Source organism: Bradyrhizobium guangzhouense, assembly GCF_004114955.1.
GTDB lineage: Bacteria > Pseudomonadota > Alphaproteobacteria > Rhizobiales > Xanthobacteraceae > Bradyrhizobium > Bradyrhizobium guangzhouense.
This window is the reverse complement of the sequence record NZ_CP030053.1, coordinates 2,592,590-2,618,416: the sequence shown is the minus strand read 5'-3', so window position 1 is coordinate 2,618,416 and position 25,827 is coordinate 2,592,590. Positions and strand designations below refer to the sequence as shown.

26 protein-coding genes are annotated in these 25,827 nt (G+C 64.5%); 10 read left to right on the top strand and 16 right to left on the bottom strand.

The features are described from left to right. Nucleotides 1–125: 125 nt before the first annotated feature. From XH91_RS12460 to XH91_RS12455, 3 genes are all read left to right on the top strand, one after another. Nucleotides 126–605 (top strand): hypothetical protein, encoded by a 480-nt coding sequence (locus XH91_RS12460; RefSeq protein WP_128950875.1) that lies wholly within the window; start codon nucleotides 126–128, stop codon nucleotides 603–605. Between the two features lie 105 nt (nucleotides 606–710). Continuing rightward, nucleotides 711–884 (top strand): hypothetical protein, encoded by a 174-nt coding sequence (locus tag XH91_RS38795; RefSeq protein ID WP_164933706.1) that lies wholly within the window; start codon nucleotides 711–713, stop codon nucleotides 882–884. A 117-nt stretch (nucleotides 885–1,001) separates the two neighbouring features. Then, nucleotides 1,002–1,676, top strand: coding sequence for a methyltransferase family protein (locus XH91_RS12455; protein ID WP_128950874.1), 675 nt, complete (start codon nucleotides 1,002–1,004; stop codon nucleotides 1,674–1,676). Nucleotide 1,677: 1 nt separating this feature from the next. Here XH91_RS12455 and XH91_RS12450 read toward each other — a convergent pair whose 3' ends face one another. After that, entirely contained in the window at nucleotides 1,678–2,385 is a 708-nt protein-coding gene (locus tag XH91_RS12450) for a glutathione S-transferase (protein ID WP_128950873.1), read from the bottom strand. Nucleotides 2,386–2,730: 345 nt separating this feature from the next. Here XH91_RS12450 and XH91_RS12445 point away from each other — a divergent pair, with 345 nt between their 5' ends. From XH91_RS12445 to XH91_RS12430, 4 genes are all read left to right on the top strand, one after another. Then, on the top strand, nucleotides 2,731–3,729 hold the full coding sequence (locus XH91_RS12445) for an NrtA/SsuA/CpmA family ABC transporter substrate-binding protein (RefSeq protein WP_128950872.1): 999 nt from the start codon (nucleotides 2,731–2,733) through the stop codon (nucleotides 3,727–3,729). A 14-nt stretch (nucleotides 3,730–3,743) separates the two neighbouring features. Beyond that, nucleotides 3,744–4,568 (top strand): ABC transporter permease, encoded by an 825-nt coding sequence (locus XH91_RS12440; RefSeq protein WP_245477312.1) that lies wholly within the window; start codon nucleotides 3,744–3,746, stop codon nucleotides 4,566–4,568. A 20-nt stretch (nucleotides 4,569–4,588) separates the two neighbouring features. Further along, nucleotides 4,589–5,428, top strand: coding sequence for an ABC transporter ATP-binding protein (locus XH91_RS12435; protein ID WP_164938327.1), 840 nt, complete (start codon nucleotides 4,589–4,591; stop codon nucleotides 5,426–5,428). Nucleotides 5,429–5,518: 90 nt separating this feature from the next. Next, the gene (locus XH91_RS12430; RefSeq protein WP_164938278.1) at nucleotides 5,519–6,244 is read left to right on the top strand and encodes a Crp/Fnr family transcriptional regulator; all 726 of its coding nucleotides are present in this window, start codon (nucleotides 5,519–5,521) and stop codon (nucleotides 6,242–6,244) included. Nucleotides 6,245–6,254: 10 nt separating this feature from the next. Here the strand turns inward: XH91_RS12430 and atzF are convergent, their stop codons facing one another. The 9 genes from atzF to flgB all read right to left on the bottom strand — a co-directional run bounded on the left by atzF (nucleotide 6,255) and on the right by flgB (nucleotide 15,292). After that, nucleotides 6,255–7,640 carry an allophanate hydrolase gene (gene atzF / locus XH91_RS12425; RefSeq protein ID WP_128950868.1) on the bottom strand — a complete coding sequence of 462 codons (1,386 nt, stop codon included), beginning with the start codon at nucleotides 7,638–7,640 and terminating at the stop codon, nucleotides 6,255–6,257. A gap of 170 nt (nucleotides 7,641–7,810) precedes the next feature. After that, nucleotides 7,811–8,785 carry a Tim44 domain-containing protein gene (locus XH91_RS12420; RefSeq protein WP_128950867.1) on the bottom strand — a complete coding sequence of 325 codons (975 nt, stop codon included), beginning with the start codon at nucleotides 8,783–8,785 and terminating at the stop codon, nucleotides 7,811–7,813. Nucleotides 8,786–9,081: 296 nt separating this feature from the next. Beyond that, a complete protein-coding gene (gene cckA / locus XH91_RS12415) occupies nucleotides 9,082–11,667 on the bottom strand; it encodes a cell cycle histidine kinase CckA (RefSeq protein WP_128950866.1) in 2,586 nt (861 codons plus the stop codon). Between the two features lie 153 nt (nucleotides 11,668–11,820). Then, entirely contained in the window at nucleotides 11,821–12,900 is a 1,080-nt protein-coding gene (gene flhB / locus XH91_RS12410; RefSeq protein WP_128950865.1) for a flagellar biosynthesis protein FlhB, read from the bottom strand. 9 nt (nucleotides 12,901–12,909) lie between these two features. Then, a complete protein-coding gene (gene fliR, locus XH91_RS12405) occupies nucleotides 12,910–13,680 on the bottom strand; it encodes a flagellar biosynthetic protein FliR (protein ID WP_128950864.1) in 771 nt (256 codons plus the stop codon). Between the two features lie 17 nt (nucleotides 13,681–13,697). Beyond that, nucleotides 13,698–13,961: a flagellar biosynthesis protein FliQ gene (fliQ, locus tag XH91_RS12400; RefSeq protein WP_128950863.1), complete on the bottom strand. Its 264-nt coding sequence runs from the start codon at nucleotides 13,959–13,961 to the stop codon at nucleotides 13,698–13,700. A 157-nt stretch (nucleotides 13,962–14,118) separates the two neighbouring features. Beyond that, entirely contained in the window at nucleotides 14,119–14,427 is a 309-nt protein-coding gene (gene fliE / locus XH91_RS12395; protein ID WP_128950862.1) for a flagellar hook-basal body complex protein FliE, read from the bottom strand. 16 nt (nucleotides 14,428–14,443) lie between these two features. Next, nucleotides 14,444–14,869: a flagellar basal body rod protein FlgC gene (gene flgC, locus XH91_RS12390; protein ID WP_128950861.1), complete on the bottom strand. Its 426-nt coding sequence runs from the start codon at nucleotides 14,867–14,869 to the stop codon at nucleotides 14,444–14,446. Between the two features lie 18 nt (nucleotides 14,870–14,887). Continuing rightward, nucleotides 14,888–15,292 carry a flagellar basal body rod protein FlgB gene (gene flgB / locus XH91_RS12385; protein ID WP_092228130.1) on the bottom strand — a complete coding sequence of 135 codons (405 nt, stop codon included), beginning with the start codon at nucleotides 15,290–15,292 and terminating at the stop codon, nucleotides 14,888–14,890. Nucleotides 15,293–15,644: 352 nt separating this feature from the next. Between flgB and XH91_RS12380 the strand changes: the two genes are divergently transcribed. Next, nucleotides 15,645–16,619: a flagellar biosynthetic protein FliO gene (locus XH91_RS12380; protein WP_128950860.1), complete on the top strand. Its 975-nt coding sequence runs from the start codon at nucleotides 15,645–15,647 to the stop codon at nucleotides 16,617–16,619. Next, entirely contained in the window at nucleotides 16,616–17,377 is a 762-nt protein-coding gene (fliP, locus tag XH91_RS12375) for a flagellar type III secretion system pore protein FliP (RefSeq protein ID WP_128950859.1), read from the top strand. The genes XH91_RS12380 and fliP overlap by 4 nt, the downstream gene beginning before the upstream one ends. A gap of 147 nt (nucleotides 17,378–17,524) precedes the next feature. Here fliP and XH91_RS12370 read toward each other — a convergent pair whose 3' ends face one another. The 6 genes from XH91_RS12370 to fliL all read right to left on the bottom strand — a co-directional run bounded on the left by XH91_RS12370 (nucleotide 17,525) and on the right by fliL (nucleotide 24,678). Further along, nucleotides 17,525–17,758: a hypothetical protein gene (locus tag XH91_RS12370; protein WP_128950858.1), complete on the bottom strand. Its 234-nt coding sequence runs from the start codon at nucleotides 17,756–17,758 to the stop codon at nucleotides 17,525–17,527. An 80-nt stretch (nucleotides 17,759–17,838) separates the two neighbouring features. Next, on the bottom strand, nucleotides 17,839–21,612 hold the full coding sequence (locus XH91_RS12365; protein WP_164938326.1) for a tetratricopeptide repeat protein: 3,774 nt from the start codon (nucleotides 21,610–21,612) through the stop codon (nucleotides 17,839–17,841). Between the two features lie 103 nt (nucleotides 21,613–21,715). Beyond that, nucleotides 21,716–22,477, bottom strand: coding sequence for a MotE family protein (locus tag XH91_RS12360; protein ID WP_128950857.1), 762 nt, complete (start codon nucleotides 22,475–22,477; stop codon nucleotides 21,716–21,718). Nucleotides 22,478–22,486: 9 nt separating this feature from the next. After that, nucleotides 22,487–22,948, bottom strand: a complete 462-nt coding sequence (locus tag XH91_RS12355; RefSeq protein ID WP_128950856.1) for a DUF6468 domain-containing protein — start codon at nucleotides 22,946–22,948, stop codon at nucleotides 22,487–22,489. Then, nucleotides 22,945–24,147: a flagellar motor switch protein FliM gene (gene fliM / locus XH91_RS12350; RefSeq protein WP_128950855.1), complete on the bottom strand. Its 1,203-nt coding sequence runs from the start codon at nucleotides 24,145–24,147 to the stop codon at nucleotides 22,945–22,947. Before fliM ends, XH91_RS12355 begins: the two co-directional genes overlap by 4 nt. A 30-nt stretch (nucleotides 24,148–24,177) precedes the next feature. Continuing rightward, nucleotides 24,178–24,678: a flagellar basal body-associated protein FliL gene (gene fliL / locus XH91_RS12345; protein ID WP_128950854.1), complete on the bottom strand. Its 501-nt coding sequence runs from the start codon at nucleotides 24,676–24,678 to the stop codon at nucleotides 24,178–24,180. Between the two features lie 385 nt (nucleotides 24,679–25,063). On the opposite strand from fliL, the gene flgF reads away from it, so the two are divergent. Then, a complete protein-coding gene (gene flgF / locus XH91_RS12340) occupies nucleotides 25,064–25,825 on the top strand; it encodes a flagellar basal-body rod protein FlgF (protein WP_128950853.1) in 762 nt (253 codons plus the stop codon). Nucleotides 25,826–25,827 lie beyond the last annotated feature (2 nt).

Sequence of the window (25,827 nt, the reverse complement as noted above, 5' to 3'; positions counted from 1 at the left end):
GTCATGGCGGCCATTTCTGCCGCCGGCGTTCAATAGCTGTAGTTGAGCCCGGTCGAGCCCGGTTGCACCCCTTGCGCTTCGCGCGCGGCGACGGTTGAATGCGCGCGCTCAAGGGGCTTTTCATCATGATTTTCAAATTGGACGTCCGCGGCGCGATTGTTGTCGCCGCCGCAATCACCGGCCTTGTGACCCTCACCGCGCCTGCCCGCGCCGACCAGTGCGACGACATCGCAAAACAGCTCGCCGGCGGCATCGACGGGCTGAAGGTCAATTTCAAGGCCGCCAACATCATCTACCTCACCCACCCCGCCGCGAAGGAGCTTTCGCTCGGCTGTCGCGCGCAAGGAGCGGCCTATTCCAACGAGCTCTACGCCAAGGGCGACCGCAAGCCGACGCCGCAATTCTATGATCTCGTGGCCTCCGCAGCCGCGATCATCTTCACGGTGACGAAAGACGACACCACGACCGGCGCAACGCGCTGCCTGAAGCGCATGGGCCTGTTGCGCGGCGACAAGATCACGATGCGCTACAAGCGCCTCAACATGGAATGCACCCGCACCAAGACGGACGCGGCGATCGCGATCACGCGGCCGAAGGACGAGTAGGCGCATCTTTTCGCGCCAGATCCCTCGCATTTTAACGATCGGCTTGACGGACCTTTCGTCCCTCACAGGGCACGCTCATCAGGTTCAATCTGTGAGGATTTGTGGATGAGCGTTTCCAGCGTTGCGCCGCCGCCTGTCACGATCGTGGTCCCGAGCTACGACACGACCAAGCAGCCGGACGACCAGACCAAGACCAAAGACACCGACCCGACCTACCAGCCGACGCCGCCGGCGCCCCTGCCGCCTGGTCAAGGCACCCGGATCGATCAGCTCGCCTGATCCGGCGTTTATGCGATGGATCGCCCGGTCCCGTCGACCGGGCCTTTCGCGTGTGCGGTCGCAACTTTGCCTGAGAGCGCGGCCATATTAGTGCGAGACTGCCCGCGGGAACCGCGCATGATCGCACGCCTGTTGTTGCAGAACACGATCTTCGTCGTTGCGATGGGCGCGATATTGTTCGCCTCCGCGGGCACGCTGCATTGGCCGTCGGCCTGGCTGTTCCTCGTCACCTCCGCCCTGCTCGGCCCGCTCTGCGGCTGGTGGCTCCACCGGATCGATCCGGGATTGCTGGCAGAGCGGCTCCGCCCTGTCATCCAGAGGGAACAGCCGCGCGCCGACAAGGGCTTCATCATCGCCTTCATGCTGGCGATCCTGGTCTGGCTGGTTGCGATCGGTCTCGACCGGCGCGCTGTTGCCTCCAACGTGCCGCTCGCATTGCAGGCAGTCGGCTTCGCGCTGTATCTGGCCTGCACGCTGTTCACGATGCGGGTATTCCGCGAGAACTCGTTCGCCGCGCCTGTGGTGAAGCTGCAGGCCGAGCGCGCCCAGCACGTGATCTCATCAGGGCCTTACGCCCACGTCCGCCATCCCATGTACAGCGGCATGCTCATGTTCTTCGCAGGCGTGCCGCTGACCCTCGGCTCGTGGTGGGGCCTTGCGATCGCGCCGCTCTTGGTCCTCTTGCTCGCGGTCCGCATCCGCATCGAGGAGCGCACGCTGATGGAGGGGCTATCAGGTTATGCCGACTACGCGGCGCGGGTGCGCTATCGCCTGCTGCCGGGAGTGTGGTGACCTAGGAATCCAGCTCGCGATAGCGTCGAAAGATGCCTTGCTCGTTGAAGGGAATGCGGCGCTCGCTGGCGAGATAGGACCTGATGTTGGGCCGAGCGGCGACGCGGTCATGCAGGTCGACGAGACCGGGGATATTCTTCTCGAACGCTTTCATGCGCTTGGGAAACGCATAGCGCAGGCCATCGACGATCTGGAACAGCGAGAGATCGACGTAAGTCAGACGTCGGCCGGTGACATGGGCGCCGCCGGCGTCGTCGAGCAACTGCTCGAAATAGCCGAGATATTTCGGCACGCGTTCGTCCCAGAAATCGGCCGTGCGCTTCTTTGCGGGCGCCTTCTGGTCTTCGTAATACTGCGAGGGCCCGAGCGGATGATGGGTGTCGTGAATCTCCACCACGAAATCGGTGATGGTCAGCTGAAGCTGGTGTACCCAGAGTCGGCCCGCTTCCGTCTTCGGCGCGAGCCCATGACGCGCGCCGAGATAGAGCAGGATGTTGGCGGTCTGGCCAATGACGAGCTTGCCCGCCTTCAGGAACGGCGGCGCAAAGGGCGGCGTGCCCTTGTGCGCGTCCATCATCTTCATCATCGCAGCCGAGCCACGCGGGCCGCGTGCGACATCGACGTAGGCCGCACCCGCCTCCTCCAGCGCCAGCCGCACATATTCACCGCGGCCCTGGATCTCGGGCCAGTAGTAAAGCTCGTATTTCATGGGAGGGGTCCGTGAGCGTGGGAGCGACGAACCCCAATGTAGCACGCAGTCGAAGGTTCCGTCAGGACGGGACGGCGCCGCCTTGCTGACACACCATCGCGCCGATTGCCCGAAGGGCGTCGTCCCGAGGCCGTCACCCCGAGGCCGTCGTCCCGAGGCCGTCGTCCCCGAGCCGTGTCGATTAATTGCTTCCCGGGATCGTAGCGCCGGGCGAGCATGCCGACATAGGCCGATCCTCAAGCGGCCGGCCAGGGAGGACGCGGGAGTCTGTGGCGGAAGCCGTTCAGGGCGGTATCCGCGATCGCATCGGGGCTGCCGCCGGGCGCGGCACGAGGGGAGATCGTCATGCACTGGAACACCGTCCGCCCAATTTCAGCGATTGCCGGCTATGTGGCGCTTTGCCTTGCCATCAGTCCAGGCTGCGCCTCGGCCGCGGAGTTGCTCAAAGCCCGGCTTGCGCAAAACCTCGGGCCGATCTCCGGCCTTGCGATCGTCGCCAAATCGAAGGGGATGTTCGAAAAGCACGGACTGGACATCACGGTCTCGAACTTCACGTCCGGCAAGCAATGCCTGGACACCGTGATCGGAGGCGGCGCCGACATCGCGACGACGGCCGAGGCGCCGGTCACCGCCTCGGCGATGGCAGGCCAGCCCATCGCCTTCGTCGCGGGCATGGAATATTCCGACCTCAAGACGGTCGTCGCGGCCAAGGCCGGCGTCAAGACCAAGGCAGATCTTCGCGGCAAGCGGATCGGATTCACCGCCGGCACCGGCAGCGAGGTGTACACGGCCACGCTGCTGAAATCGGCGGGATTGGCGGCCAAGGATGTCACCCTGGTCAACCTGCGGCCGCAGGAGATGCTGCCGGCACTCGCCGCAGGGAGCATCGACGCGATCGACACGTGGGAGCCCCACATCGCCAACGCGAAGAAGGCCCTGGGCGAAGCCGTCGCCGAGCTCGACACTGCAGGCACTTACTCCGAGACGTTCAACATCGTCGTGATGAAGCCCTATCTCGATGCCAACCCCGCACTGGTCGAGGCGTTCATCGCCGCACTGATCGATGCCGAGGCCTGGACGAAGGCGCATCAGGAGGATGCGATCACGGTGGTGGCGGACGCGGTCGGCATGAAGCGGGACGAACTGGCCCCGATCTGGACCGACTATGTTTACCACGTGCGTCTCGACAACCGCCTGGTCGAGATCCTCAAGACCCACTCGGCATGGCGCCTCGAGAGCGGCAACCATCCTCCCGGAGCTGTCATGCCCGACTTCAGCAAGGTCGTTGTCACCGAGCCACTGAAGACGATCGCCCCCGAACGTGTCACCCTTTCATGGAAATAGGCGCCCGCACAGCCATGCAGGACGGCACCTCAGCCCCACAAGAGATTGCTCTCCGCGGTGATGGTCGCAATCGGCGGTCGGATTCAGCTCGTCTTCGCCGCATCAATCTTCTGGTCGGAGCGCTGTCGCTGCCCCTGTTCGTCGGCCTCTGGGAATTGGCGTCCCGCTCCGGGGCCGTCAACATGGTGCTGTTTCCGCCGCCGACGGTGGTTGCTGCGGCTGTCCTCGAATGGATACGAAGCGGACAATTCCTCGGCGATCTCTCGGCCAGCCTCCTTCGCGTCACCACGGGATTCATCGTGGGCGGCGCGCTCGGCATCCTGCTCGGCATCCTTACCGGCCAATTCCCCGTCATTTCCAGCCTGCTGTCGCCGCTCTTCCATATCCTGCGGCCAATTCCGCCGATTGCCTTCGTGCCGATCGTCATTCTCTGGTTCGGCCTGTCGGAGGCGGGAAAACTGTTCCTCGTCGTATGGGGCGTGTTCTTCACGGTCTGGCTTTCGACGCACATCGGCGTGCAGAAGGTCGACCGCGGCCTGATCCGGGCGGCGTTGATGCTCGGCACGCCACGGCGGCAGATGCTCCAGGAGATCGTGTTGCTGGGCGCGCTGCCCTACATCGTGGTCGGGTTACGCACCGCCGTCAGCATCTCCTTTTACACGCTGGTCGCGGCCGAACTTGCAGGCACTTTCGCGGGCATTGTCTACAGGATCGAGATTGCGCAGCAGAACATGCAGACGGGCCAGGTCATGGGCGGCCTCGCCGCGCTCGGGTTGATATCGTTCGTCGCCGACCGGCTGTTTGCGGCTTTGGCCGAACGTACCGTCTGGTGGCGCTGATGTCGGGATCGCGATCGATCGTGAAATTGGCCCTGGCAAGCGCATCGGCCTCCGTGGAACCGGCGCGGAAGCAACCGGCCATTCAAGTCTCAGACCTGAGCATCGTGTTTGAGACCAACCGCGGGCAGACCATCGCGGTGGATCGCGTGTCGTTTGACGTCGCGCCTGGCGAGTTTGTCTGCATCGTCGGGCCCTCCGGCTGCGGCAAGTCGACGGTGCTCAATACGATCGCCGGACTGGAAGTGCCGTTTGAAGGCAACATCCTGGTGGAGGGTTCGCCTGTCCACGGCCCACGGCCCGATGTCGGCATGGTGTTCCAGCAGCCGCATCTTTTCCCCTGGAAGTCCGTCCGCAGGAACATCGCCCATGGCCCCAGGATGCATGGGAAGCCAAAGAAGGAAGCGAATGCCATTGCCGACGATCTGATCGCGATGATCGGTCTCAAGCGCTTCGCCGACGCCTATCCGAACACGCTGTCCGGCGGCATGCAGCAGCGCGTGGCGATCGCGCGAGCGCTGGCCAATCAGCCCCGCGTGCTGCTGATGGACGAGCCGTTCGGGGCCCTCGACGCGCAGACGCGGGCGGTGATGCAAGACAATCTGCTGGAGCTGCGCGACCGGATCAAGTCGACCATCGTGTTCGTCACCCATGACATCGATGAAGCCATCGTGCTGGCGGACCGCGTTCTCATCATGAGCGCGGGACCCGGCCGCATCCTGCGCGATGTCGCGGTCAAGCTGCCGCGCCCGCGGTCGAGTTCGATCATGGTCGAGCCAACTTATCTCTCCCTCAAGAAGGATTGTCTCGACGTCATCCGCGCGGAAGGGTTGCGGGCGTTCAATCAGTCGGACGCGAGCTGACCGCCTCGAATTCGCAGATCGAGAGACGGGCCGCAGCGCGCTGGCATGGTTCTTGAATAATCGATGCCGGGTCTCACAGCGGAGCCGGCCATGCACAGGGCGAACAGCGCGATAGCGGCAGGTGTGATGCTGGCCGAGTCGGACGATCTCGTCAGGCCACTGCCGGGCTTGCTCGACGGCCTCGATCGAGCCGATCGCAATCGTTTGCGTGCGATCGGACGCGAGAAGACGCTGGAAGCCGGCCAACTGGTCTGGTCTCAAGGCGACGCACAGGCCGGGATCTATTTGATCAGCGAGGGCCGCATCCGCAGCTACTATGCGGCGCCGTCGGGGCGCGAGGTCACCCTCGCTTACTGGTTTCCCGGCAACTTCGTCGGCGGCCCCGACATCTTCGGAACGGGCCCGCACATGTGGACATCGGTTGCGGCCGAACGCAGCCAGTTGACGTTCATGCCCGGACCGGCGCTGCGGCGGCTTGCGCTGGAATCGCCTGAGATCGCCGTCGCCCTGCTGGATGCCCTGGCGTTCAAGGCGCGCTGCTACTCGGCGATGGCGCAGATGCTCGGGACGCGCTCGGTGACCGAGCGGCTGCATAGCCTGCTGATCTTCCTGTCGCACGTCTACGGCGTGCGGCGCGACAACGAGATCATCGTCGGTATGCCGTTTACCCACGGCGATCTCGCCAATCTCATCGGATCGACCCGCCAATGGGTAACCGTGCAACTCGCGCGGCTCCAGGCGGAAGGCGTGATCCGGTACGACAGATCCGTGATATCGATCCTGGATCTTTCGGTGCTCGGGCGGGAGATGGAATAATCGCCGGGCTTCAGGCGCCCGATTTCAATTCGAAAGCCGCTTCGCCTGCGCCGGCCTCGAACCGCCGCGCCAGTCCGATCAGTGCGCGATCGTGCCAGGCCGGCGCCAGCAAGGTCACGCCCATCGGCATGCCATCGGGCAATGTCGCGTTCGGAACCGCGACGCCGCAAAGATCGAGCAGATTGGCAAAGTACGAGTAGTAGCCGAGGCGATTGTTGAGAGTGATCGGATCGCCAAACATCTCCTCCAGCGTGAACGGCCGCGGTGCGGTCGGGACCACCAGCGCATCGATCCCCGCAAAGATCGCCTCGACGTCGCGACGAAGACGCTGCAGCCGGTGAATGGCGCCAAACGTGTCGATCGCCGAATAGCCTGCGGCTGAGGCGAGAACCGTTTTGGTGACATCAAGCAGGGAGCCGGACTCGATGTCCAGGAGCGAGGCGATGGCCGAGTGCCGCTCCGCCACCCAGGGTCCGCTGAACATCAACTCCCCGGCCTGGCGGAACGGAGCGAAGTCCACCTCAACAGCCGTTCCGCCGATCACGGTGAAACGCTCACAGGCGCGCTCATAGAGCTCGCCGCATTCCGGCATGCCGAAGCATTCGAGATCGGCTGACGCAATGCGGCCGAACCGAAACGATGACAGCGCTCCACTGGCGAAAGAAAACGCCCTGGGCCGGCGGCTGTAGGGGTCTTCGAAGTCGAACCCTTCGATAATGTCGAGGATCGCCTCGCCATCGCAGACGGTGTTGCAGAACACCGAGACGCAATCGATCGTCGGGCAATTCGGCACCAGCCCGCGTGACGACACCAGCCCGACGGTCGGCTTGATTCCGACGATGTTGTTGAAGCCGGCAGGGATGCGGCCGGACCCGCCGGTGTCGGTGCCGAGCGCGAACGCCACGTGCCCCGCCGCCACGGCGACCGCGGACCCGGAGCTCGAGCCGCCCGAGACATAGCGCGCATCGGCAACCGAGGCGCAGGCGCCATAAGGCGAACGCGCGCCAGACAGGCCTGTGGCGAACTGATCGAGATTGGTCTTTCCGAGGCAAATTGCACCGGCCGAGGTGAGGCGTTCGACGCTGTGCGCGGAATGCCAGGGCGTGTAGCTGAACGCCGGGCATGCGGCGGTGGTCGGCATCCCCTCGACATCAATATTGTCCTTCACACCAAAGGGAATGCCGAGCAGCGGAAGATGTTCGCCGGTCCGCGCGCGCGCCACGAGCTTGCGGCATATGTCCAGCGCCTCCTCCCGCGGGCGGACATGGATCCAGCAATTGCGGTCGCGTTCGGCCTCGATCCGGTCATAGGCAGCCTCGATCGCCTCCAGCGGCAGGGACGGATTCCTCGCGCTGTTGTCATGATGTGTCCTGGAGCGCGCGACAGACTGGCTCACCGAATATCTCCTTCTCCGAATGGCTAGCGCGAAATTGCGGGAGCTCGGCGCGGGCAACAAGCAATTAAGTGCTTCACGGAAAATGCTCGGCCGTATCGGGATATCGGCGGCTCAATGAAAAAGGGCGCCGTGCCGAAGCACGACGCCCTCGTTTGTTGTTCTGCGTGCGATCAGTTGGTCTGCTGGATCGCCGACAATTCCCAGGGGCTGCCTGGACGACGGGCGAAGGTCCAGACCTCGGTGACCTCGCCTGGCTGCTCGCTGCCGGAGACGATCGCTCCGGTGTTGCGATCGACGGTCTTGTCGGTGAGCGCGAAACGCATCGCCACGGTCGCGTAGTCGGTCTCGCCTTCACGCCAGGCTTCTGCGAGGTCGCCCTGCAACAGCTTGACGTTGGTTACCTTGTTCACCGCATTGCGCGCGCGGTTCTGGGCAAGGTCCTGCTCGAAATAGGAGACCATTTCCGGCGTCGCGAGCGTGTGCAGTTTCGCAACGTCCTCGTTCGACCACGCGGACTGGATGTCGCCAAGCAGGCGCTCGAACGCCTCGTAGTCGGCGGGCTTGATCTCGAGCGGCGCGTTGTTGGCGCCGAAGCCGCTGCCGAGGCCGGAACCAAGACCGCTGCGATAGCTCGCCTGCGGTCCCGCACCTGCGTAGGCCGCCTGCGGCGAGTTGCGGCGCTGCCACCAGGACATCGCCAGCCGCACCACGAACACCACGAGCACGATCTGGATGATCAGGCCCAGGAACGACGACAGGCCGCCGAGACCGCCGAACAGGCCGCCACCGAACAGCATGCCGAGCAAGCCGGCACCGAGAAAACCGGCCGCAAGACCACCCAGGAAACCGCCGCCGCGGCCGAACAGGCCGCCGCGCGAAGGCAAAGCATTGTTCATGCCGGCGCCAGGCTGACTATAGGTGCGGTTGAATGGCGAGGCGGAGCCCGGCGCGGTCGTGGTCGACGGCGGGGCCGAAAAGGTCCGCGAGCCGCGCGACCCCGACGAGAAGCCGCCACCAACGCGGGCATCGGCGGACGAGATCGCAAGCGCCGTCGGCAGCGCGAGCGCCAGGACGACGGCAATCGTCTTCACGAGACGGCGGGACCATTGCGAGAAATTCATGTTCGTTTCCCAAATCCCCGGCATGGGGACGTGCCAGTAAGATGGGCAGCCGTTTACAAAAGGGAAGCCGGTTTTGGAACCCCCGTCTGCGGCCCTCGGTCGCGGGTATATGGTAAAAGCCCATATTTAACGGGGGGTTGGCTGGGGAACGACGGGAGCTGTGGTCGCGGGTTACCGGCAACTATCTCGGCAAGAATTCCGCTCCCTCCCCTCTTGCGGAGCCCTTGCGACGAAGCAATTCAGACTGCTCCCGCGGAAAGATCCTGGATTGCTTCGCTACGCTCGCAATGACGGAGTATGAGGCGCCTTCGCCCCCATGCTCACCCCTGCTTCGTCATCGTCTCCTTCACCGCCGCCACGAGTTGGCTGAGCGTGAACGGCTTTGGCAGGAAGTCGAACTGCTGGCCCTCGGGCAGGCTCTTCTCGAAGGCGTCTTCGGCGTAGCCGGAGACGAAGATGAAGCGGATGTCAGGGTTCTTCTCCCGCATCGCCTTGAGCAGCGTCGGACCGTCCATCTCCGGCATCACCACGTCGGAAACCACAAGATCGATCGCGCCGCTCTGCTCATCGAGCATCTCCATCGCCTCGACGCCGTTTTCGGCCTCGACGACGGTGTAGCCGCGCGAGCGCAGGCCGCGGGCGTTCAGCGCGCGAAGTCCCTCTTCGTCCTCGACCAGCAGGATGGTGCCCTGCCCGGTGAGATCGGTGCGAGGCTTGGTCTCCACGGCGACCGGCGCAGCGTCCTTGGCAGCGCCATTCGTCGCGGCGGCCGCAGCGGCGGGCTGCTCGACCTCCACCTCCGGCTCGGCGTGGTGGCGCGGCAGGAAGATGTGGAACGATGTGCCTTGTCCCGGTTCGGAATCGACGTAGATGAAGCCGCCGGTCTGCTTGACGATGCCGTAGACGGTCGAAAGGCCGAGGCCGGTGCCCTTGCCGACTTCCTTGGTCGAGAAGAACGGCTCGAAGATCTTGTCGCGGATATCGGCGGGAATGCCGGTGCCGGTGTCGGCCACCTCGATCCGCACATAATCCGCCGCCGGCATGCCCTTGTAGGCGAGTTTGCCCGCCTCTTCCGTCGCGACGTTGGCGGTTCGGATGATCAGTTTGCCGCCGTCGGGCATGGCGTCGCGCGCGTTCACCGCGAGATTGACGATGACCTGCTCGAACTGGGAGACGTCGACCTTGACCGGCCAGAGATCGCGGCCGTGAATCAGGTCGAGCTTGACCTTCTCGCCGATCAGACGGCGCAGCAGCATGGTGAGGTCGGACAGCGCATCGCCGAGATCGAGCACCTGCGGCCGTAGCGTCTGCCGCCGCGAGAACGCGAGCAGCTGCCGCACCAGCGTCGCAGCACGCGTGGCGTTCTGCTTGATCTGCATGATGTCCTGGAACGACGGATCGGTCGGCTTGTGCGCGTTCAGCAGGAAGTCGTTCGCCATCATGATGGCGGAGAGCACGTTGTTGAAGTCGTGAGCGATGCCGCCGGCGAGCTGGCCGACCGTCTCCATCTTCTGCGACTGGTTGATCTGGTTCTCGAGGGCACGGCGCTCGGTGGTCTCGAGCATGTGCACGATCGCAGCTTCCGCGTCGTTCTCGGCCGCATCGACAGGCGTGACGAAGAACTGGCCCCAGCGCTCCTTGGTCCCTTCCAGCGCCACCTCGACCGGCGCGATATCGGCCTGGTTTTCGGCCGCCTGGTTGATGGCCGCAATCAGCAGGTGCCGATCACGCGCATTGACCGCACGGAAGATCGACTTGGAGGCGCTGTCGAGCCCGAGGCCCTGCGCGAGCTTGGCGTACCGCGCATTGGCCCGCACGACGTTGCCGCCGCGATCGACCGTGGCGATCGCCATCGGCGTGTGGTCGAAGAAGCGCATGAAGCGCACTTCGGCGGCGCGATCGGGATCGCTGCGCTCGTCGCGGGCGCGGCTGATGACGAGCGTGCGCGACGGTCCCGGCGCACCATCGGCACCGAAGGCCAGCTTGTGATAGAGCCGGACCGGCATGGTCTTGCCGGTGCGCATGCGCAGATCGATGTCGAAGACTTCTGTCTTCACTTCTCCCGGCACCGCCACGATCGAAGACAGCAGCGAAGCGCCGTCACCGGAGACGATGTCGGCGAGCTTCAGGCCGCCCGAGCCGATCTCGGCGAGATCATAGTCGAGCCAGTTCGCCAGCGTCGCGTTGACATAGGCGAGCTCGCCGGCGGGATTGACCGAGAAGAAGCCGCACGGCGCGTGATCGAGATATTCGATCGCGTGCTGGAGCTCCTGGAACACGTCCTCCTGGCGCTCGCGGTCGCGGGTGATGTCGGCGATCGACCACACCGCATATTTGGCTTCGCGCTTGCCGGTACCGAGCGGACGCACGCGCATGCGCAACCAGCGGCCGTGGCTGCCGTCCTGTCCGGAAATGCGCACCTCTTCCTGCTGCCGTTTTCCTTCACGCGCGGCTTTCAGCAGGCGGAACACGGCTTCGGAAACATCGGGGTTGCCGATGAAGACACGCTCGACGGGGCGTACGTCCTGCGGTCCGGCGGCGCCCGTCAGCGTCAGATAGGCCGCGTTGGAATAGACCACATGGCCGCGCGGATCGGTCACCGCGAGACCGTCGAAGGCGTGATCGGCGATGCGGCCCATCACGGGATCGTCCAGATTGCGATCGACGAAGCGGATGATGCCGGCCGCGAAGGCGAACAGATTGAACAGGCCGATCATCGCCAGCACGGCGAGGATGCCGAGGATATAAGGCTGCGCCTGCGCGCGCCCGAGCGTCATCAGGCCGACGGCGACCGCGACGAGGCCGGTGGCCACCAGCAGCACCAGCGCAATGCTGCCCGAGCGCGGCGACGGCTCATGCGCCGCAACGGGCTCGCGTGACAGGTCGTGGTCGGTCTCGGCGGTCATTTCACGCTAGGCAGCCTGTCGGCAGAGAATCAACGCGCCACGGGGCACGTGGGGTCCTCCCTGCCTGAATCGGACCCGCAGACGCAAGGGCGACAGGGGCGAAAGGTACGCTGATTCCCAGCTTACGGCCATTTCCGGTACTTTTCGGGGGTTTTATTGCCGCGCGGCACTGAAACCGCGCTTCAGCCGGATGACGTAGCCGATGACTTCGGCGACCGCATGGTAGTGCTCGACGGGGATTTCCTTGTCGATTTCGGCGGTCGCATAGAGCGCGCGGGCCAGCGGCACGTTCTCGACGATCGGGATATCGTGCTCGCGCGCGATCTCCCGGATCTTGAAAGCGAGGTTGTCGACGCCCTTGGCGACGCAGATCGGCGCCGACATGCCGCGTTCGTAGGACAACGCCACCGAATAGTGGGTCGGGTTGGTGATGATCACCGACGCCTTGGGAACCGCTGCCATCATGCGCTTCTTGGAGCGCTGCTGCCGCAACTGCCTGAGCTTGCCCTTGATGTGCGGGTCGCCTTCGGACTGCTTGAACTCCTCCTTGATCTCCTGCAGCGACATCTTCTGCCGCTGGAACCAGCTGCGATACTGGAAGAAATAATCGCCGATGGCGATGATCGCGAGGGCTGCGACGACAGCGCCGAGCAGATGAACGGTCATGCCGGTGGAGGCGCCCAACATGGCCATCGGATCGAGCTTGACCATCGCCTCCATGCGGTGCCGCTCCGGCCACAGGATCGTGGTCATGATCGCACCGAGCACGACGAGCTTGCCGATGCCCTTGAGGAAATTGACGCCGGCCTGCTTGCCGAAGATGCGCTTGAAGCCGGCAGCCGGCGAGAGCTTGCTGAATTTGGGGATGAGGGATTCAGTCGACCACACCAGCCGGTGCTGCAGCATGTTGCCGGCAATCGCCGCGATCACCAGCATCAGGAGCGGCACGCCGACCGCAGCCAGCACCGCGACCTCGATCTGACGCATCAGTGCGAGCAGATTGCCGGGATCGGTTTTGATCATCCAAGAATTGGCGAGCAGATTACGCAACGGCGTCAGCAGCCCGCTGCCCACCGAGCCGGAGAAGGTCGAGATGACCAGCGTGCCGCCCGCGATCATGAACCAGGTGTTGATCTCCTGGCTTTTGGCGACGTCGCCGCGCTCGAGCGCCTGGTCGAGGCGCTTTTGTGTCGGGTCTTCTGTTTGACTCTCTGGATCGTTGTCTTCCGCCATCGATCCCTCTTATCTGAGCGGCAACATCTGGTGCATGACGCCGATGAAGTAGTCGAGATAGGTGCCCATCATCGCCGTGAGCACCATGGCCAGCACCATGAAGCCCGCGAAGATCGACAGCGGCACGCCGACGAAATAGACCTGCATCTGCGGCATCAAGCGCGCCAGCACCCCTAGCCCGATGTTAAAGACGAGGCCGAACACCAGGAACGGCCCCGACAGCTGCAAGCCGAGCAGGAACGCGGCGGAAAAGGCCCGCGTCGCCAGCGCAGCGACGTCGCCGCTCGACACGGTCTCGCCCGGTGCAAAGATCGAATAGCTGTCGTTCAGCGCCGCGATCACCAGATGATGGCTGTCGGTGGCAAACAGGAGCGTCACGCCCAGCATGGTCAGGAAGTTGCCGACCAGCACGCCCTGCTGCCCCTGGGTCGGATCGACCGAAGTGACGAAGCCGAGCCCCATCTGCTGCGCGATGACCGCGCCTGCGACCTGGAGCGCCGCGAGCGTCACGCGCGCAGTGGCGCCGAGCACGATGCCGATCACGATCTCATGCAGCATCAGGACCAGCATCGGCGCGAGCGAGCCCATATCGACGTGATAGGCATTGCGATGCAGCGGCAGGATGATCAGCGTGAGCAGAAGCGCAATCGACAGCTTCACCCGCGTCGGGATGTTGGTCTCGCCGAGCCCCGGCAGCAGCATCACCATCGCGCCGACCCGGGCGAAGGCGAGCATGAAGGCCGCCGCAAGTGCCGGCAGCAGCGAGACGTCGATGCGCATGGTGAGCGCATTGTGCCTCAGCCGCCGATGATTCGCGACGAGATCCGCATCATGTGGGAATGAAGGGCGTCGGCCATGAACGGCAGCGCCAGCAGCATTGTGGCAAAGATGGCCAAAATCTTCGGCACGTAGACCAGCGTCTGTTCCTGGATCTGGGTCAGCGCCTGGAACAACGATACGACCACGCCGACCACCAGACCGACCACCATCAGCGGCGAGGATACGATCACGATGGTCCAGATCGCGTCGCGGGCGACGTCGAGGGTCTCGGGTCCGGTCATTTGCAGAATTCCTTGTTCAAGCTTCCATCCCCGCCGCTCCGACGAGGACCACACGGCCCCTCCCCGTCATTGCGAGCGCCGCGAAGCAATCCAGACTGCCGCCGTGGAAAAACTCTGGATTGCTTCGCGGCGTTCGCAATGACGACGGAGGTCGAAATCAGATCGGCATCTTCATGATGTCTTCATAGGCCGCGATCACGCGGTCGCGGACCGAGACCAGCGTCGACACCGCGACGTCGGTGTCGGCGACCGCCGTCACCACGTCCATGACGTTGGCCTTGCCGTTGGCCATCGCCACGGTCTGCGCGTCGGATTTGCGGCCAGATTCCATGACGCTGCCGACGGCGTCTTTCAGCAGCGCGGAAAAGGACTGCCCGTTCGGTTCGCTACCCTTGCCGGCGGCGGTGTTTTCCAGCACGCGCGCAAGATTGGCGTAGGCATTGGCCGCGATTGTGGGTGTTGCCATGGCTTAAAATCCCTGTTCAGGCCTTGAGGATGTCGAGCGTGCGCTGGATCATCCGGCGCGTTGCACTGATGATGTTGACATTGGCCTCGTAGGACCGCTGCGCGTCGCGCATGTCGGTCATTTCGACCACCGAGTTCACATTGGGATATTTGACGTTGCCGCTGGCATCCGCCGCCGGATTGCTCGGCTCGTATTTGATGCGAAAGTCGGACTGGTCTGGCTTGATCCTACCGAGCGTGACGACCTGCGCGTCGAGCGTACGGTCGAGCGCGGAGGAGAACGTCGGCACCTTGCGCCGATAGGGATCGCCGCCCGCGGTCGCCGAGGTCGAGTCCGCATTCGCGATGTTCTCGGAGATCACCCGCATCCGTCCGGCCTGGGCCCGCAGGCCCGAGGTCGCGATCGCCATCGAGCGGGCAAAGTCGCTGCTGTCATTCGCCATCATTCGGCTCCGTTAGCTCTAGCCTTTACCAATCGCGGTCTTCAGAAGATGCAGGCTCTTGGAGTAGAGCGAGGTCACCGCCGCGTAATCCATCTGGTTGTTGGCGGACTTCATCATCTCCTCTTCGAGATTGACGGCATTGCCCGCGGGGCGGGTCTCGAAACCCGCATTCTTGTTCTGGTCGAAGCTCGAGACCGCCCCGGACGGCGTCATGTGGGAGGCGCTGGTGACGGTCATCGCCAGGGTCCCCATCGAGCCCGTGGTGGCCCCGGTCTTGTCGAACTTCGGCTCGACCAGGTCGCGCGGCCGGAAATTGGGGGTGTCGGAATTGGAGACGTTCTCGGACAGGACGCGCTGGCGTTCCTGGTGCCACTGCATCTTGGTGCGAAGCGCCGACAGCACCGGCAGATCGTTGATGGACATCGTTTGCGGCTCCTTCCGCCTCTTGCGGACCGTGCGATCCGAAGCTAGGCAGAATTTGCCGCGTGTATGGTTAACAGGTGGTTAAGACGCGGCGGATCCATGTTTCCGATTGAAACATGCAATCCTCCCCCCATGATTCGCCCCATTCCAAAAGCCGTATTAACCCAACCGCTTGGCAGCGCATGCACAGGCCAAGAAGTCGTTTTGGATCGGGCGATTCATAGGTTATTAAGAGTTGGGGACGGCAAAACTTGCCGCGGGATGTTAAGAAATCGCAGTTTTGGGGCATCGCAGGCCAGTGGTCGGGATCCGACCATAGGCTCGACAGAAGCGCCATTTACCGGGGACAGGTATGAACGGTAGTCCTATCACCTTCATCGTCGCGTTCATCGTCGTTCTGGCGTTGATCGGCGTCGCGGCGTGGCTGGTCCGCCGATTCGCGACCACCCGGCTCGGCGCCAACACGCAGCGAGGCAGGATGCCCCGGCTCGCCGTGATCGACGCGGCCGCGGTCGATGGCCGCCGGCGCCTGGTGCTGGTGCGCCGTGACAATGTCGAGCATCTCCTGATGATCGGCGGCCCGACCGACATCGTGGTCGAACCGAATATCGTGCGGGCCGTCGCCGGCCGCGACCAGATTCCGCAGCGTCCCAGCGCCGCCGAGCCGCCGCGCCTCGCCCCGATGCCCGATGCAAGCAGCTGGGCCGACGAGGCGCCGCGCCCCGAAGTGCTCGACCACCCCGAACCGCAGATGCCGGAGCCGCCGCCGCGGCCTGCACGCCCGTCGTTCGCCGACGAGGTCCGCCGGCCGGCGCCCGCGTTGGCCGAGCGTCGCAGCGAGCCGCAACTCGGCGGCTTCTCGCCCGAACCCATGCCGCGTCCCGAGCGTGAGCCTCGTCCCGAGCCGATGCCGCGCGTTGCACGCAACGAACCGCCGCTGATGCCGCGCCCGCCGCGCCAGAGCGATCCGGCGAAGATGCCGCCGGTACGTGCCGAGCGTGCGGCTGCGCCGCCGCCCCCTCCACCTGTGCCACAGGCCCCGCCAGGACTGCAGGCTCCGCCCGTTCCGCCACCGGCCCCTGCTGCCGCCGCGCCGTCGAGCGCCGAACAGAATCTGGCCGAGATGGCCCAGCGCCTCGAGGCAGCCCTGCGCCGTCCGGCCGGCGAACCCATCGCGCCGCCGGTCGCTCCGGATGCGCCTGCCCCGCGCGCTACCCGCGCCGAGCCACCCGCCCCTCCGGCGAGGCCGGCTCAGGAGAAAACCAGCTTTGAAAACCTCGAAGACGAGATGGCCTCGCTACTCGGCCGTCCGAAGCCGTCTTCGTGAGGCTGCCGTCCTTCCCGCGTAGAGTATTCTTTTTTTCTGTCCTGATCGCCGCGACGTCGCTCGCGATGCCGGCGCATGCGCAGGACATCAGCATCAATCTCGGCGGCGGCGGTGCTGGCGGTGGCGGCGTCACCGAGCGCGCGATCCAGCTGATCGCACTGCTCACGGTGCTGTCGATCGCCCCGTCTATCCTGATCATGATGACGTCGTTCACGCGCATCGTGGTCGTGCTGTCGCTGCTGCGCACCGCGATGGGCACGGCGACCGCGCCGCCGAACTCGGTGATCCTGGCGCTGGCGATGTTCCTCACCTTCTTCGTGATGGGACCGGTGCTGCAGAAATCCTACGACGACGGCATCCGCCCGCTCGTCGCCAACCAGATCAGCGTCGAGGACGCGCTGCAGCGCGCCTCCATTCCCTTGCGCGGCTTCATGCAGAAGAACGTGCGCGAAAAGGATCTGAAGCTGTTTCTCGATCTCTCCGGCGAGCCGCCGCCGGCAACCCCCGACGAGCTTGAACTGCGCATTCTGGTCCCGGCCTTCATGATCTCCGAGCTGAAGCGCGCCTTCGAAATCGGCTTCCTGCTGTTTCTCCCCTTCCTGATCATCGACCTCGTCGTCGCCTCGGTGCTGATGTCGATGGGCATGATGATGCTTCCGCCCGCAACGATATCGCTGCCGTTCAAGCTGATCTTCTTCGTGCTGGTCGACGGCTGGTCGCTGGTGGCGGGGAGCCTGGTGCAGAGTTACGGGGGGTAGTGACCGCAACTTCCGCTGTCATGCCTCGGCTTGACCGGGGCATCCACTACGCCGCAGCCTCTCCATCCAATCACAACTGTCTCGGAATACTGGATCGCCCGATTCAAGTCGGGCGATGACACTGAGAATGCGCGGCGCTCAGTGCCCCTATTTCACATCATACTGCTTGCTGAGGTGATCGCCGATCTGCACCAGCATCGCGACGCTTTCGGGGAAGCCGGGCTTGTCGCGCGTTGCCTGATCGGCATCGGCCCGGAACTCCCAGCTGTCGCCGTCGCGGACAACAGAAATCACGAGGCTGTCAGGGCCGTCGGAGTGGACCTTCAACTCGGCCCGCGCCATGGTGATGAGTTCGGCTTCGGTCTTGGCAGGCTTGCTCATATCGTCGCTCTCCCGGCATGAAGGGCGACAGGTTGCCGTCTCATCCGGCACCTGTCGAGAGGCCAGAAGTAGCAGGGGTGCTACCGCGTCATCTTGATCTGCCGCACGACCGGGATCGTCGGCAGCGAACCGGTGTGGTCGGTTTCATCCTTGGCCTGCGGCGAGGCCGGGGCGCGGGCGGTGGCGTCGGGGAAGCGCTGTTTCATCTCGCGGAGGAAGCCGTCGAGGGTGTCGACGCTCGCGGCGAGCTTTGCGATCTCTTCGAATTCGGCGCTGGAGGCGGCGGCCGGCTTGCTGGCGATGTCGAAGGCGAGCCGGTCGGCGCTCTCGCTCATCAGGGGGGCATATTTCTCGCGGAAGCGCGACAGCCCGATCGAGTCGTCGGCGAGCGCATAGCCGACGGCGGCGCGGATGATATCGCTCTTCTCGACTGCATTGAGCGGCTTGAAGTCGCGGAAGCGCTCGCCGTAGTACAGCTCGATCTGCTCGGCAGACTCGCGCCAGCGCCGTGCCGCCCAGAAGATGTCCGATCGCAGCCGCAGCACCTCGCGCCCCGAGACGTTGGAAACGATGTCGAGCGCGAGGTCATGGCGGCCGACGTCGCTCTGCGCCCGCGCCTCGAGCAGCAGGCGCTGCTGTCGCAGCTCGCCGGAGAGGTCGCTGATGCGGCTCGCCCGCAGCGCCGTGATCGCCATGTCGGGCTTGCGGTTGGCGAGATAGATCATGGCCAGGCGCGCGGCGACCTGCGCGCGCGCCGCGCCTTCGAGCCGATGATCGACCTGATATTGCAACAGCTCGGCGGCCTGATCGAGCAGATCGATCGAGGCAAGACGATCGGCAAGACGGCGGATCAGCTCGTCGCCACGGCGGCCGATCGGCGTCAGCTCGCGAAACTCGTAAAACATCCCGAGCGCCTCGACCGGCGGCAGTTCATCGCCCTTGGGCCCCAGGAAGATTTGTGTGAACAGATCCGACGCCAGATCCTGTGCCTGGCGCGAGGCTTCCGAATTCGGCTGCATCTTCGTCGCAGTGCGTGCCGCGGTCAGCGCGTCGCGATAGCGCCCGTTCTCGGAATAAAGCTGCGACAGCATCTGCAACGTCTTGACTTCGATCGCGTCGCCGCGCCAGGTCATCGACAGCGTCTCGAGCTCCTTCAGCGCGTCTTCCTTGCTGATCTCGTCGCGCTTCTGCCGCAACGCGACCTCGAGCTGCTTGGCTTCGGCCGCGGCCTGCCGGTCGTCCGAGGCAACTGCGAATTTATAGTCGTCGAGCGCGTCCTTATCGTGTCCGAGCGCTTCGGCGAGCCGGCCGCGCAGCACGGCAAAGCCCGGCGCCGCCTCTGGCGGCACGCCGACCACTTCGATCTCGCCGCGACGCTTGGAGGCGCCGGCATAGTCCTTGACTTCGAGCGAGGCGCGCATCGCATCCATCGTCACGATGCGCTGGATGTCCAGTGGCAGCGAGGCGATGGCGAATTCGACGTTCTTGAATTTTTCGCGAGCGTCCGCCCATTTACCCTGGCGCGCATAAGCGAGCGCCTTCCAGAGCTGTGAATCGTGACTGTTGCCGATCACGGGATTGGCGAGATCCTTCAGGCCCTGTGCTGGACGCCCGATCAGGATGCACGCGATCGCGTGGATGATCAGCGCGCTGCTCTCCTCCTTGTTGAGCGGATCGGTCAGCATCACCTCGGTCACGGACTTGGCTTCGTAATACATCGCGCGCGACATATAGAACTGGGCGAGATCGAGCCGCGGTAGCGAGCGCTGCGCCGGCTCGACGGCCGAGATCGCCGCGATCAGATCGCTCTGGCGCGTCCAGAAATCTTCCGACTGGCCCTTGCGCCAGTTCTCGGGATTGAAGACCGGCCGCACCGCGGTCGGTGCGCGCTCCGCCGAGACGTCGACCGGTGACAGCGTCAGGCCGCCCTTCTTGCCGAGAATGACCTTGTCCTGTCCGACTTCGACGCCGACATCGTCGGAGTTCGGCCGGATCGCGATGCCGTGCGCGGATTCCAGCAGCGAGAGATCGACGAGATCCTGTCGCTTGATGAAGCCGCGGACCGGCCGTTGCGCGGTGACGACGTAGAGCATGTCGCCGGCATCGGGATCGGTGAGCTTGTGCAGCATGCCCGGATTGGCAAAGGGAATAGCGATGTTGGCGAGCGCGGGATCGGTGATGTTCCGCGACATCATCAGCGGCAGCGGCGTCGCCTGGATCTTGTCGGCGAGCGTCAGCAGCCAGTTGGTCTCCTTGCCGACCTCCTCGCTGGTCAGCGAATAGACCAGGGGTCGGGTAAGACGGATCCGCACCGCCTGGCCCTTTTCCAGCGGCATGCGGCTCACCTCGCCGATCATCGCGCCCCCCCGGGTGCGGATCGCTTCGACATCGACAGGTTTCGGCGAGTCGAACACCAGCCACACCGTGTCGCCGCGGCGGAACGCTGCCGCCGGCGTTGCGACAGAAAGCGGGAAGGTCACGCGCAGGCCGTCGCTGTCGCGCCGCGCATCGACGCTGGCGACAGGAGGCGGCGGCGCTGCTTGCGCTTCGACCGGTGCGGGTCTGGGCGCGTCCTTCGGCGCTTCCTTGACGGCTTCCTTCGGCTCTTCCTTGACCGGCTCCTTCGCGACCTCCTTGGGTAGTTCGGTCACCATCGGCTTGGCAGGAGCAGCAGGTGCAGCGGCCTCCATGACGGGCGGCGCCGGCTTGGGCGCTTCCGTGACGTGCGGAGCTTCGGTCGAGTTTACGGCCGGAGCGGATTTCGGGGCTTCGGCTGCCGGCATCGCGGCGGGCGCTTCCGGCTTCGCCTCTGCCTTCACCTCGGGTTTGACGTCGGGCTTCACCTCGATCTTGGCTTCGCGCGCGATCGCCTCCGAGGTCGGCGGCTTGATCTCGCTGTGAACCTCCTTCGGCTTCGCGGCCGCCGGCTTGTCCGCAGGCGCTCCCTGACTACCGGCCTCGGCCTTCGCGATCGCGGCCTCCGGCGTTGCGGCCGTCTTGCTCTTGTCAGGCTGGAAGGCGATATCGACGACATAATTCTTGTCGTCGCGGAAGGAGTGCACGTCGGAATCGCCGATCAGCGCAACCTCGACACTGGTCGTATCGATGTCGGCCTTCTGTTTGATCGAAGCGACGTTCGGCGGCGCAGCAACGACGGCGTCCGCAAGATCGAAGTTGAGATTGGCGTTGAAGACCAGCGTGAGCTTCTGCTCATTGAGCACGGAGGAGACGCCGACGCCGTCAGGCATTTCGAACACGAAGCGCACGAAGGTCGGCTGCACCGAGGCCCGCACGCGGATCGGCGGACGCTTTTTGCTTTCGGCCGCGGCACGCTGGGCGCGCAACGCGCGCTCAGCAACACGGGCACGCTCGGCGAGCTCCTTCACCACGTCCATCGGCAGGCTCGGCGGCGCACCCTTCCAGCCCTCCGGCAGCAGATCGATGAAGGTGCGCTCGCCCGCATTCATGGTGTTGACCGTGACACGCCGCGCCAGCGACAGCCTGATCGCGCTGCCGTCGGGATCGCGACGGGCGGAGTTGACATAGTCCGGCGCGCCCTCCGGCACGCGATCGACGGGAACGTCGACCGGGCGATCGAAGCGGATGATCAGAATGGAGCCGGCGGTCGTCACCTCGGAGGGAACATCCTCGCCGAGCTTGATGACGAGCCGGGCAAAGCCGCCGCCGGCCGAGAAAGTCGCCTCACCCCGGATCGGATCGGCGGCGCGGGCAAAAGAATTAAGGCTGACCAGCGCGCAGGCGCCCAGCAAGACCGCCTTGCGGACATGACGCGACAGCCCCAGCGCCAGGGCGCGGGCTCGCGACACAAATCCAGCGGCAGCCTCTCGCGCCATTGGCGGCATTTCTTCCGGCTCGACGGGTCCACGCCGGCACTGGTGCCGGCCCATGCCCTCGAATGTAGGTTTTGCCAATTAAGGACTTCTTAAGTATGAGCCCTCAATTCGGCTTTTGCGTCGGCTTGCCGTCGATCTTGGGGAGATCCCCGGCGGAAGCTGCCTGATCCCCGCCCCCATTGGCACGGCGCGCCATCTCGACGGTCAGCCTTTCGGCGGCTTCCGACGACATCAGTCCCAGGATATCGGACATCTTGCGGGGAGCGATCGCCGAGGCGATCTCGATCAGCACGCTCATCTCGAGCCGGTCGAACACCCGTGCGGCGTCCTTGGGCTTCATGCCTTCATACATGGTCACGAGGCCCTTCAGGCGCTGGGCCTCGGCGGCCTTCTGCTCGGCCTGGGTCGCGCTGATGCGGGACTCCACCGCCTTCATCTCCTCGACCTTGCCTTCGATGCGCTTTTCGGCCGACTTCAACAGGTTCTCGCGGATGTCGATCTCGCGCTGACGGGCCTCGATCTCCTGGCGGCGCGATTGCAGCCGTTCCAGGATCGCACGCTCCGAGGCCGAGACCTGCGGCTGGGTTTCGTCCATCTTGACCACAGTGCCCTCGGGCTTGCTCTCGGGTGCGGCCGGCTTCGGTGCTTCCTTCGGCTCGCCATGTGTCGAGCCGGTGATGTCGGGGTCGTCTCGTCCGGTCGGGAAGTTCAGATTTTCCTGCGCCCAGGACTTCTTCAGGGTGTTCGGCTGGTAGTCGAACACGTAGCCGCCATTGATCACGAGCCCCGCCACTTTCAGCGTGGCGAGACCTGCGACCGCAACTAGCACGACCGGAATGACGCGGATGTTACGAAAGGACTTCATACCCTGACTTTACGCGGCGATGCCGTTGGACCCAAGACCGTTGGACCTGCGGCGCTCCGAGAAGGCTTCGGCGGCGGCGGCCACCGCCTTCGCGGGCGATGGTTTGGCGACGGGGGCAGCGGCAGCCTCCGGGTTCGTCACGGGGCGCGCCGCGATGGCGATCTTGGAGAGGCGGCGCACCACGTTGTCGGCTTCGCCGAGCTGCTTGTAGAGCTGGTCGGACATTTGCGTCGCGGCCGCAAGCTGGCTGCCGAGATTCTCGTTGACGTCGCGTACGGCGAGCTTCAGCCCGCCGATCGCGCGTTCGGCGATCTCGGTCGCGGTGATCAGCTCGCCGATCACGGCCTTCAGCGAATGCTCGTCCGCCTTGAGGCGGGTCAGCCGCTTGTTGAGCACGATGCAATATCCGATCGTGAGCATCAGCAGGATAGCCACCAGCGTCTCGATCGCCATTCCAAGGGAGTGGTTCATGGGGCCTCCATCAGCTTATTCTGTTCGTCCACCTTCTCGAACATCGCAAGTGTCGTATTTGGCTTGCGCAAGGGTTTCGTCACCCTGATCGCAACGCGCTCCCCGACCCGGCCCATGCGTCCTTCGGTGATGGTGACGTCGCCACAGCGCACGGTGACGTTGGCATCCGCGCGCATGTCCAGCGGCAGCGTGTCGCCGACCTTGAGCCGCATCAGTTGCTTGAGCGGAATGTCGGCCTCGTAGAGCACTGCATCGACGGAAATCTCGGCCTGGACGATCTCGGTGGCGAAATGGCCTTCCCAGATCGGATCACGGCCGAACTTCTCGCCCATGAACATCTGCAGCAGGACGGGCCGGATCGGTTCGATGGTCGCGTAGGGAAGCAGCAGCTCGATGTTGCCGCCGCGGTCTTCCATGTCGATGCGCAGCCGCACCAGGATCGCGGCGTTGGCGGGACGGCTGATCGCGGCGAAGCGCGGATTGGTCTCGAGCCGGTCGATCGTGAAGGTCACCGGCGACAGCGGCCGGAACGCCTGCTCGGCATCGGTCAGCACCACCTCGACCAGGCGCTTGACCAGCTCGGTCTCGATCGTGGTGTAGGGCCGGCCCTCGATGCGCAGCTGGCTCGAGCCGCGGCGGCCGCCGAGCAGCACGTCGATCATCGAGTAGATCAGGCTGGAATCCACCGTCGCCATGCCGAAGTTTTCCCACTCCTCGGCCTTGAACACCGAGAGCACGGCAGGCAGCGGGATCGAGTTCATGTAGTCGCCGAACCGCACCGAGGTGATGCGGTCGAGCGAGACTTCGACGTTGTCGGAGGTGAAATTGCGCAACGAGGTCGTCAACAGCCGCACGAGGCGGTCGAAGACGATTTCAAGCATCGGCAGACGCTCGTAGGAGACCATCGCCGAATCGATGATCGCGCGAATGCCGCTGTGATCGTCGAGCGTGACGTCGCCGACGGTGAAGCCGAGGAGATTGTCGATCTCCTCCTGCGACAGCACTCGCTCCCCGGAGTTCTTGCCGTTGCCGAGATCGCGGCTGCCGTCCTCGACCATGGCCGCCCATTGCAGGGCCATGGTCTCCGAGAGTTCGTTTTCGGCAGCAGCCTTCGCGGCCTCCGCGGGATCCTCGGAATCGAGCGACGCCTCCCATTGGGCGGCAATCGCATCCTGGTCCATCTGCTCGTTGCCGGCCATGACGCTAGCCCGTACCCTTCCGCTGCATCCTCACTGGAGCACGACTTCCTTGAACAGCACCGCGCTGACCTGGATCGGCGCGACCGCGGCGTTGACGCGCTTGGTCAGCTCTTCCTTGAGGCGGAAGATGCCGGCGGAGCCGTTGAGATCGGAGGAGCGGAGTTCGCGCACATAAGTCTGGAAGATGTCGGTGACCCGCGGCATCGAGGGCTTGATCGCCTCGATCTGCTTCTCTTCCTTCAGCTCGAGCACGATCTTGAGCTTGAGATATTGCACGCGCTCGCCGGGCGCGCCGGCAAGGTTGACCATCATGTCGGGGACTTCGACGAAGGCCGGGGGCTTCGGCGGGGGCGCGGCCTCCGCATGATGCTCGTCATCGCCATGACGGAAGAACAGAAACCAGGTGGCGGCACCGCCGCCGAGCACGACCAGCACGCCGACAACGATCAGGATCAGCTTGAACTTGCTCTTGGGGGCAGCGGCTTCCGCGCCTTCGGCAGCTGCGCCGCCTTCCGCTTCATTCTCTGCCATGATCGTCCCGGCTCGCTCATCTTATAAAGGTCGAGAGAACGAAGCCTCCTGGCAGACAGTGACGCGATACAAATGCCCCAGCGCAAAGCGCTCCTCTCACACGCAAACGCTACGGTAATAATGGTTAACGGAACCTTTCGATCAGGCTTCCGCTAGGAAAAATCTGCCGGGCAAACATGGCTAACAGAACCTTTCTGCCCCCTGCTTTCGCGATCGGAAAATAGCCAACCAACTGTAATCACGCATCTTTTCGAGTTGGCACGGCTTTCGCTGAGAGAGGGCCGAGACCTGACGGTTTGGGAGAACCCGACGGCCTCGTTCACGGGATCGGCCAAGGCGCTTGGGAGAGCGAAATGGCAGATCTCACGCAAGGGGAGATTGACCGATGCAGAATGCGCTTCTGATCGGCTTGTCACGGCAGATGACGTTGGAACGGCAGATGGATGTCATCGCCAACAACGTCGCCAACGTCAACACCAACGGCTTCAAGGCCGATCATTCGCTGTTCGAGGAGTATCTCCGCTCGAACGCGCATGAGGACAATTTCGTCGGCTCCGACCGCCGGGTCTCCTACGTGCAGGACCGCGGCACCTACCGCGACGTCGGCCAGGGGCCGATGGAGGCGACCAACAACCCGCTCGACATGGCGATCAGCGGCAACGCCTTTTTCGCGGTGCAGGCCAATGGCGCCGAGCGTTACACCCGCGACGGCAAGTTCGCGCTCAGCAGCACCGGCCAGCTCATGACCTCTGACGGCAACCTCGTGCTCGGCACGGCCGGCCCGATCGTGTTCCAGCCGACCGACCACGACATCAACGTCGCCCCCGACGGCACCGTGACGGTGCTGGAAGGCACGGCCAAGATCGACACGATCCGCGGCAAGATCAAGATGGTGACGTTCGACGATCCGGCCAAGCTGACCAAGCTCGGCGCCAATCTCTATGACACGGGCTCCGCGACCCAGCAGCCCGACACCAAGTCCACCCTGCAGCAGGGCTACATCGAGAAGTCGAACGTGAATTCGGTCGGCGAGATGAGCCGCATGGTCGAGGTGATGCGCAGCTACACCGCCATCGCCAACCTGCTCCAGCAGCAGAGCGACCTCCACAAATCGGCGATCGAAAAGCTCGCCGACGTTCCGGCCTGATT

What these genes read in the sequence shown, in the direction of transcription:
- flgF (WP_128950853.1), top strand. Translation starts at nt 25,064, where the DNA reads ATGCAGAATGCGCTTCTGATCGGCTTGTCACGGCAGATGACGTTGGAA.
- XH91_RS12455 (WP_128950874.1), top strand. Translation starts at nt 1,002, where the DNA reads ATGATCGCACGCCTGTTGTTGCAGAACACGATCTTCGTCGTTGCGATG.
- cckA (WP_128950866.1), bottom strand. Translation starts at nt 11,667, where the DNA reads ATGACCGCCGAGACCGACCACGACCTGTCACGCGAGCCCGTTGCGGCG.
- XH91_RS12355 (WP_128950856.1), bottom strand. Translation starts at nt 22,948, where the DNA reads ATGAACCACTCCCTTGGAATGGCGATCGAGACGCTGGTGGCTATCCTG.
- XH91_RS12450 (WP_128950873.1), bottom strand. Translation starts at nt 2,385, where the DNA reads ATGAAATACGAGCTTTACTACTGGCCCGAGATCCAGGGCCGCGGTGAA.
- fliE (WP_128950862.1), bottom strand. Translation starts at nt 14,427, where the DNA reads ATGGCAACACCCACAATCGCGGCCAATGCCTACGCCAATCTTGCGCGC.
- XH91_RS12445 (WP_128950872.1), top strand. Translation starts at nt 2,731, where the DNA reads ATGCACTGGAACACCGTCCGCCCAATTTCAGCGATTGCCGGCTATGTG.
- XH91_RS12420 (WP_128950867.1), bottom strand. Translation starts at nt 8,785, where the DNA reads ATGCCGGGGATTTGGGAAACGAACATGAATTTCTCGCAATGGTCCCGC.
- XH91_RS12460 (WP_128950875.1), top strand. Translation starts at nt 126, where the DNA reads ATGATTTTCAAATTGGACGTCCGCGGCGCGATTGTTGTCGCCGCCGCA.
- XH91_RS12360 (WP_128950857.1), bottom strand. Translation starts at nt 22,477, where the DNA reads ATGAAGTCCTTTCGTAACATCCGCGTCATTCCGGTCGTGCTAGTTGCG.
- fliL (WP_128950854.1), bottom strand. Translation starts at nt 24,678, where the DNA reads ATGGCAGAGAATGAAGCGGAAGGCGGCGCAGCTGCCGAAGGCGCGGAA.
- flgC (WP_128950861.1), bottom strand. Translation starts at nt 14,869, where the DNA reads ATGGCGAATGACAGCAGCGACTTTGCCCGCTCGATGGCGATCGCGACC.
- fliQ (WP_128950863.1), bottom strand. Translation starts at nt 13,961, where the DNA reads ATGACCGGACCCGAGACCCTCGACGTCGCCCGCGACGCGATCTGGACC.
- XH91_RS12370 (WP_128950858.1), bottom strand. Translation starts at nt 17,758, where the DNA reads ATGAGCAAGCCTGCCAAGACCGAAGCCGAACTCATCACCATGGCGCGG.
- XH91_RS12365 (WP_164938326.1), bottom strand. Translation starts at nt 21,612, where the DNA reads ATGGCGCGAGAGGCTGCCGCTGGATTTGTGTCGCGAGCCCGCGCCCTG.
- XH91_RS12380 (WP_128950860.1), top strand. Translation starts at nt 15,645, where the DNA reads ATGAACGGTAGTCCTATCACCTTCATCGTCGCGTTCATCGTCGTTCTG.
- XH91_RS12440 (WP_245477312.1), top strand. Translation starts at nt 3,744, where the DNA reads ATGCAGGACGGCACCTCAGCCCCACAAGAGATTGCTCTCCGCGGTGAT.
- fliR (WP_128950864.1), bottom strand. Translation starts at nt 13,680, where the DNA reads ATGCGCATCGACGTCTCGCTGCTGCCGGCACTTGCGGCGGCCTTCATG.
- XH91_RS38795 (WP_164933706.1), top strand. Translation starts at nt 711, where the DNA reads ATGAGCGTTTCCAGCGTTGCGCCGCCGCCTGTCACGATCGTGGTCCCG.
- fliM (WP_128950855.1), bottom strand. Translation starts at nt 24,147, where the DNA reads ATGGCCGGCAACGAGCAGATGGACCAGGATGCGATTGCCGCCCAATGG.
- flhB (WP_128950865.1), bottom strand. Translation starts at nt 12,900, where the DNA reads ATGGCGGAAGACAACGATCCAGAGAGTCAAACAGAAGACCCGACACAA.
- XH91_RS12430 (WP_164938278.1), top strand. Translation starts at nt 5,519, where the DNA reads ATGCACAGGGCGAACAGCGCGATAGCGGCAGGTGTGATGCTGGCCGAG.
- flgB (WP_092228130.1), bottom strand. Translation starts at nt 15,292, where the DNA reads ATGTCCATCAACGATCTGCCGGTGCTGTCGGCGCTTCGCACCAAGATG.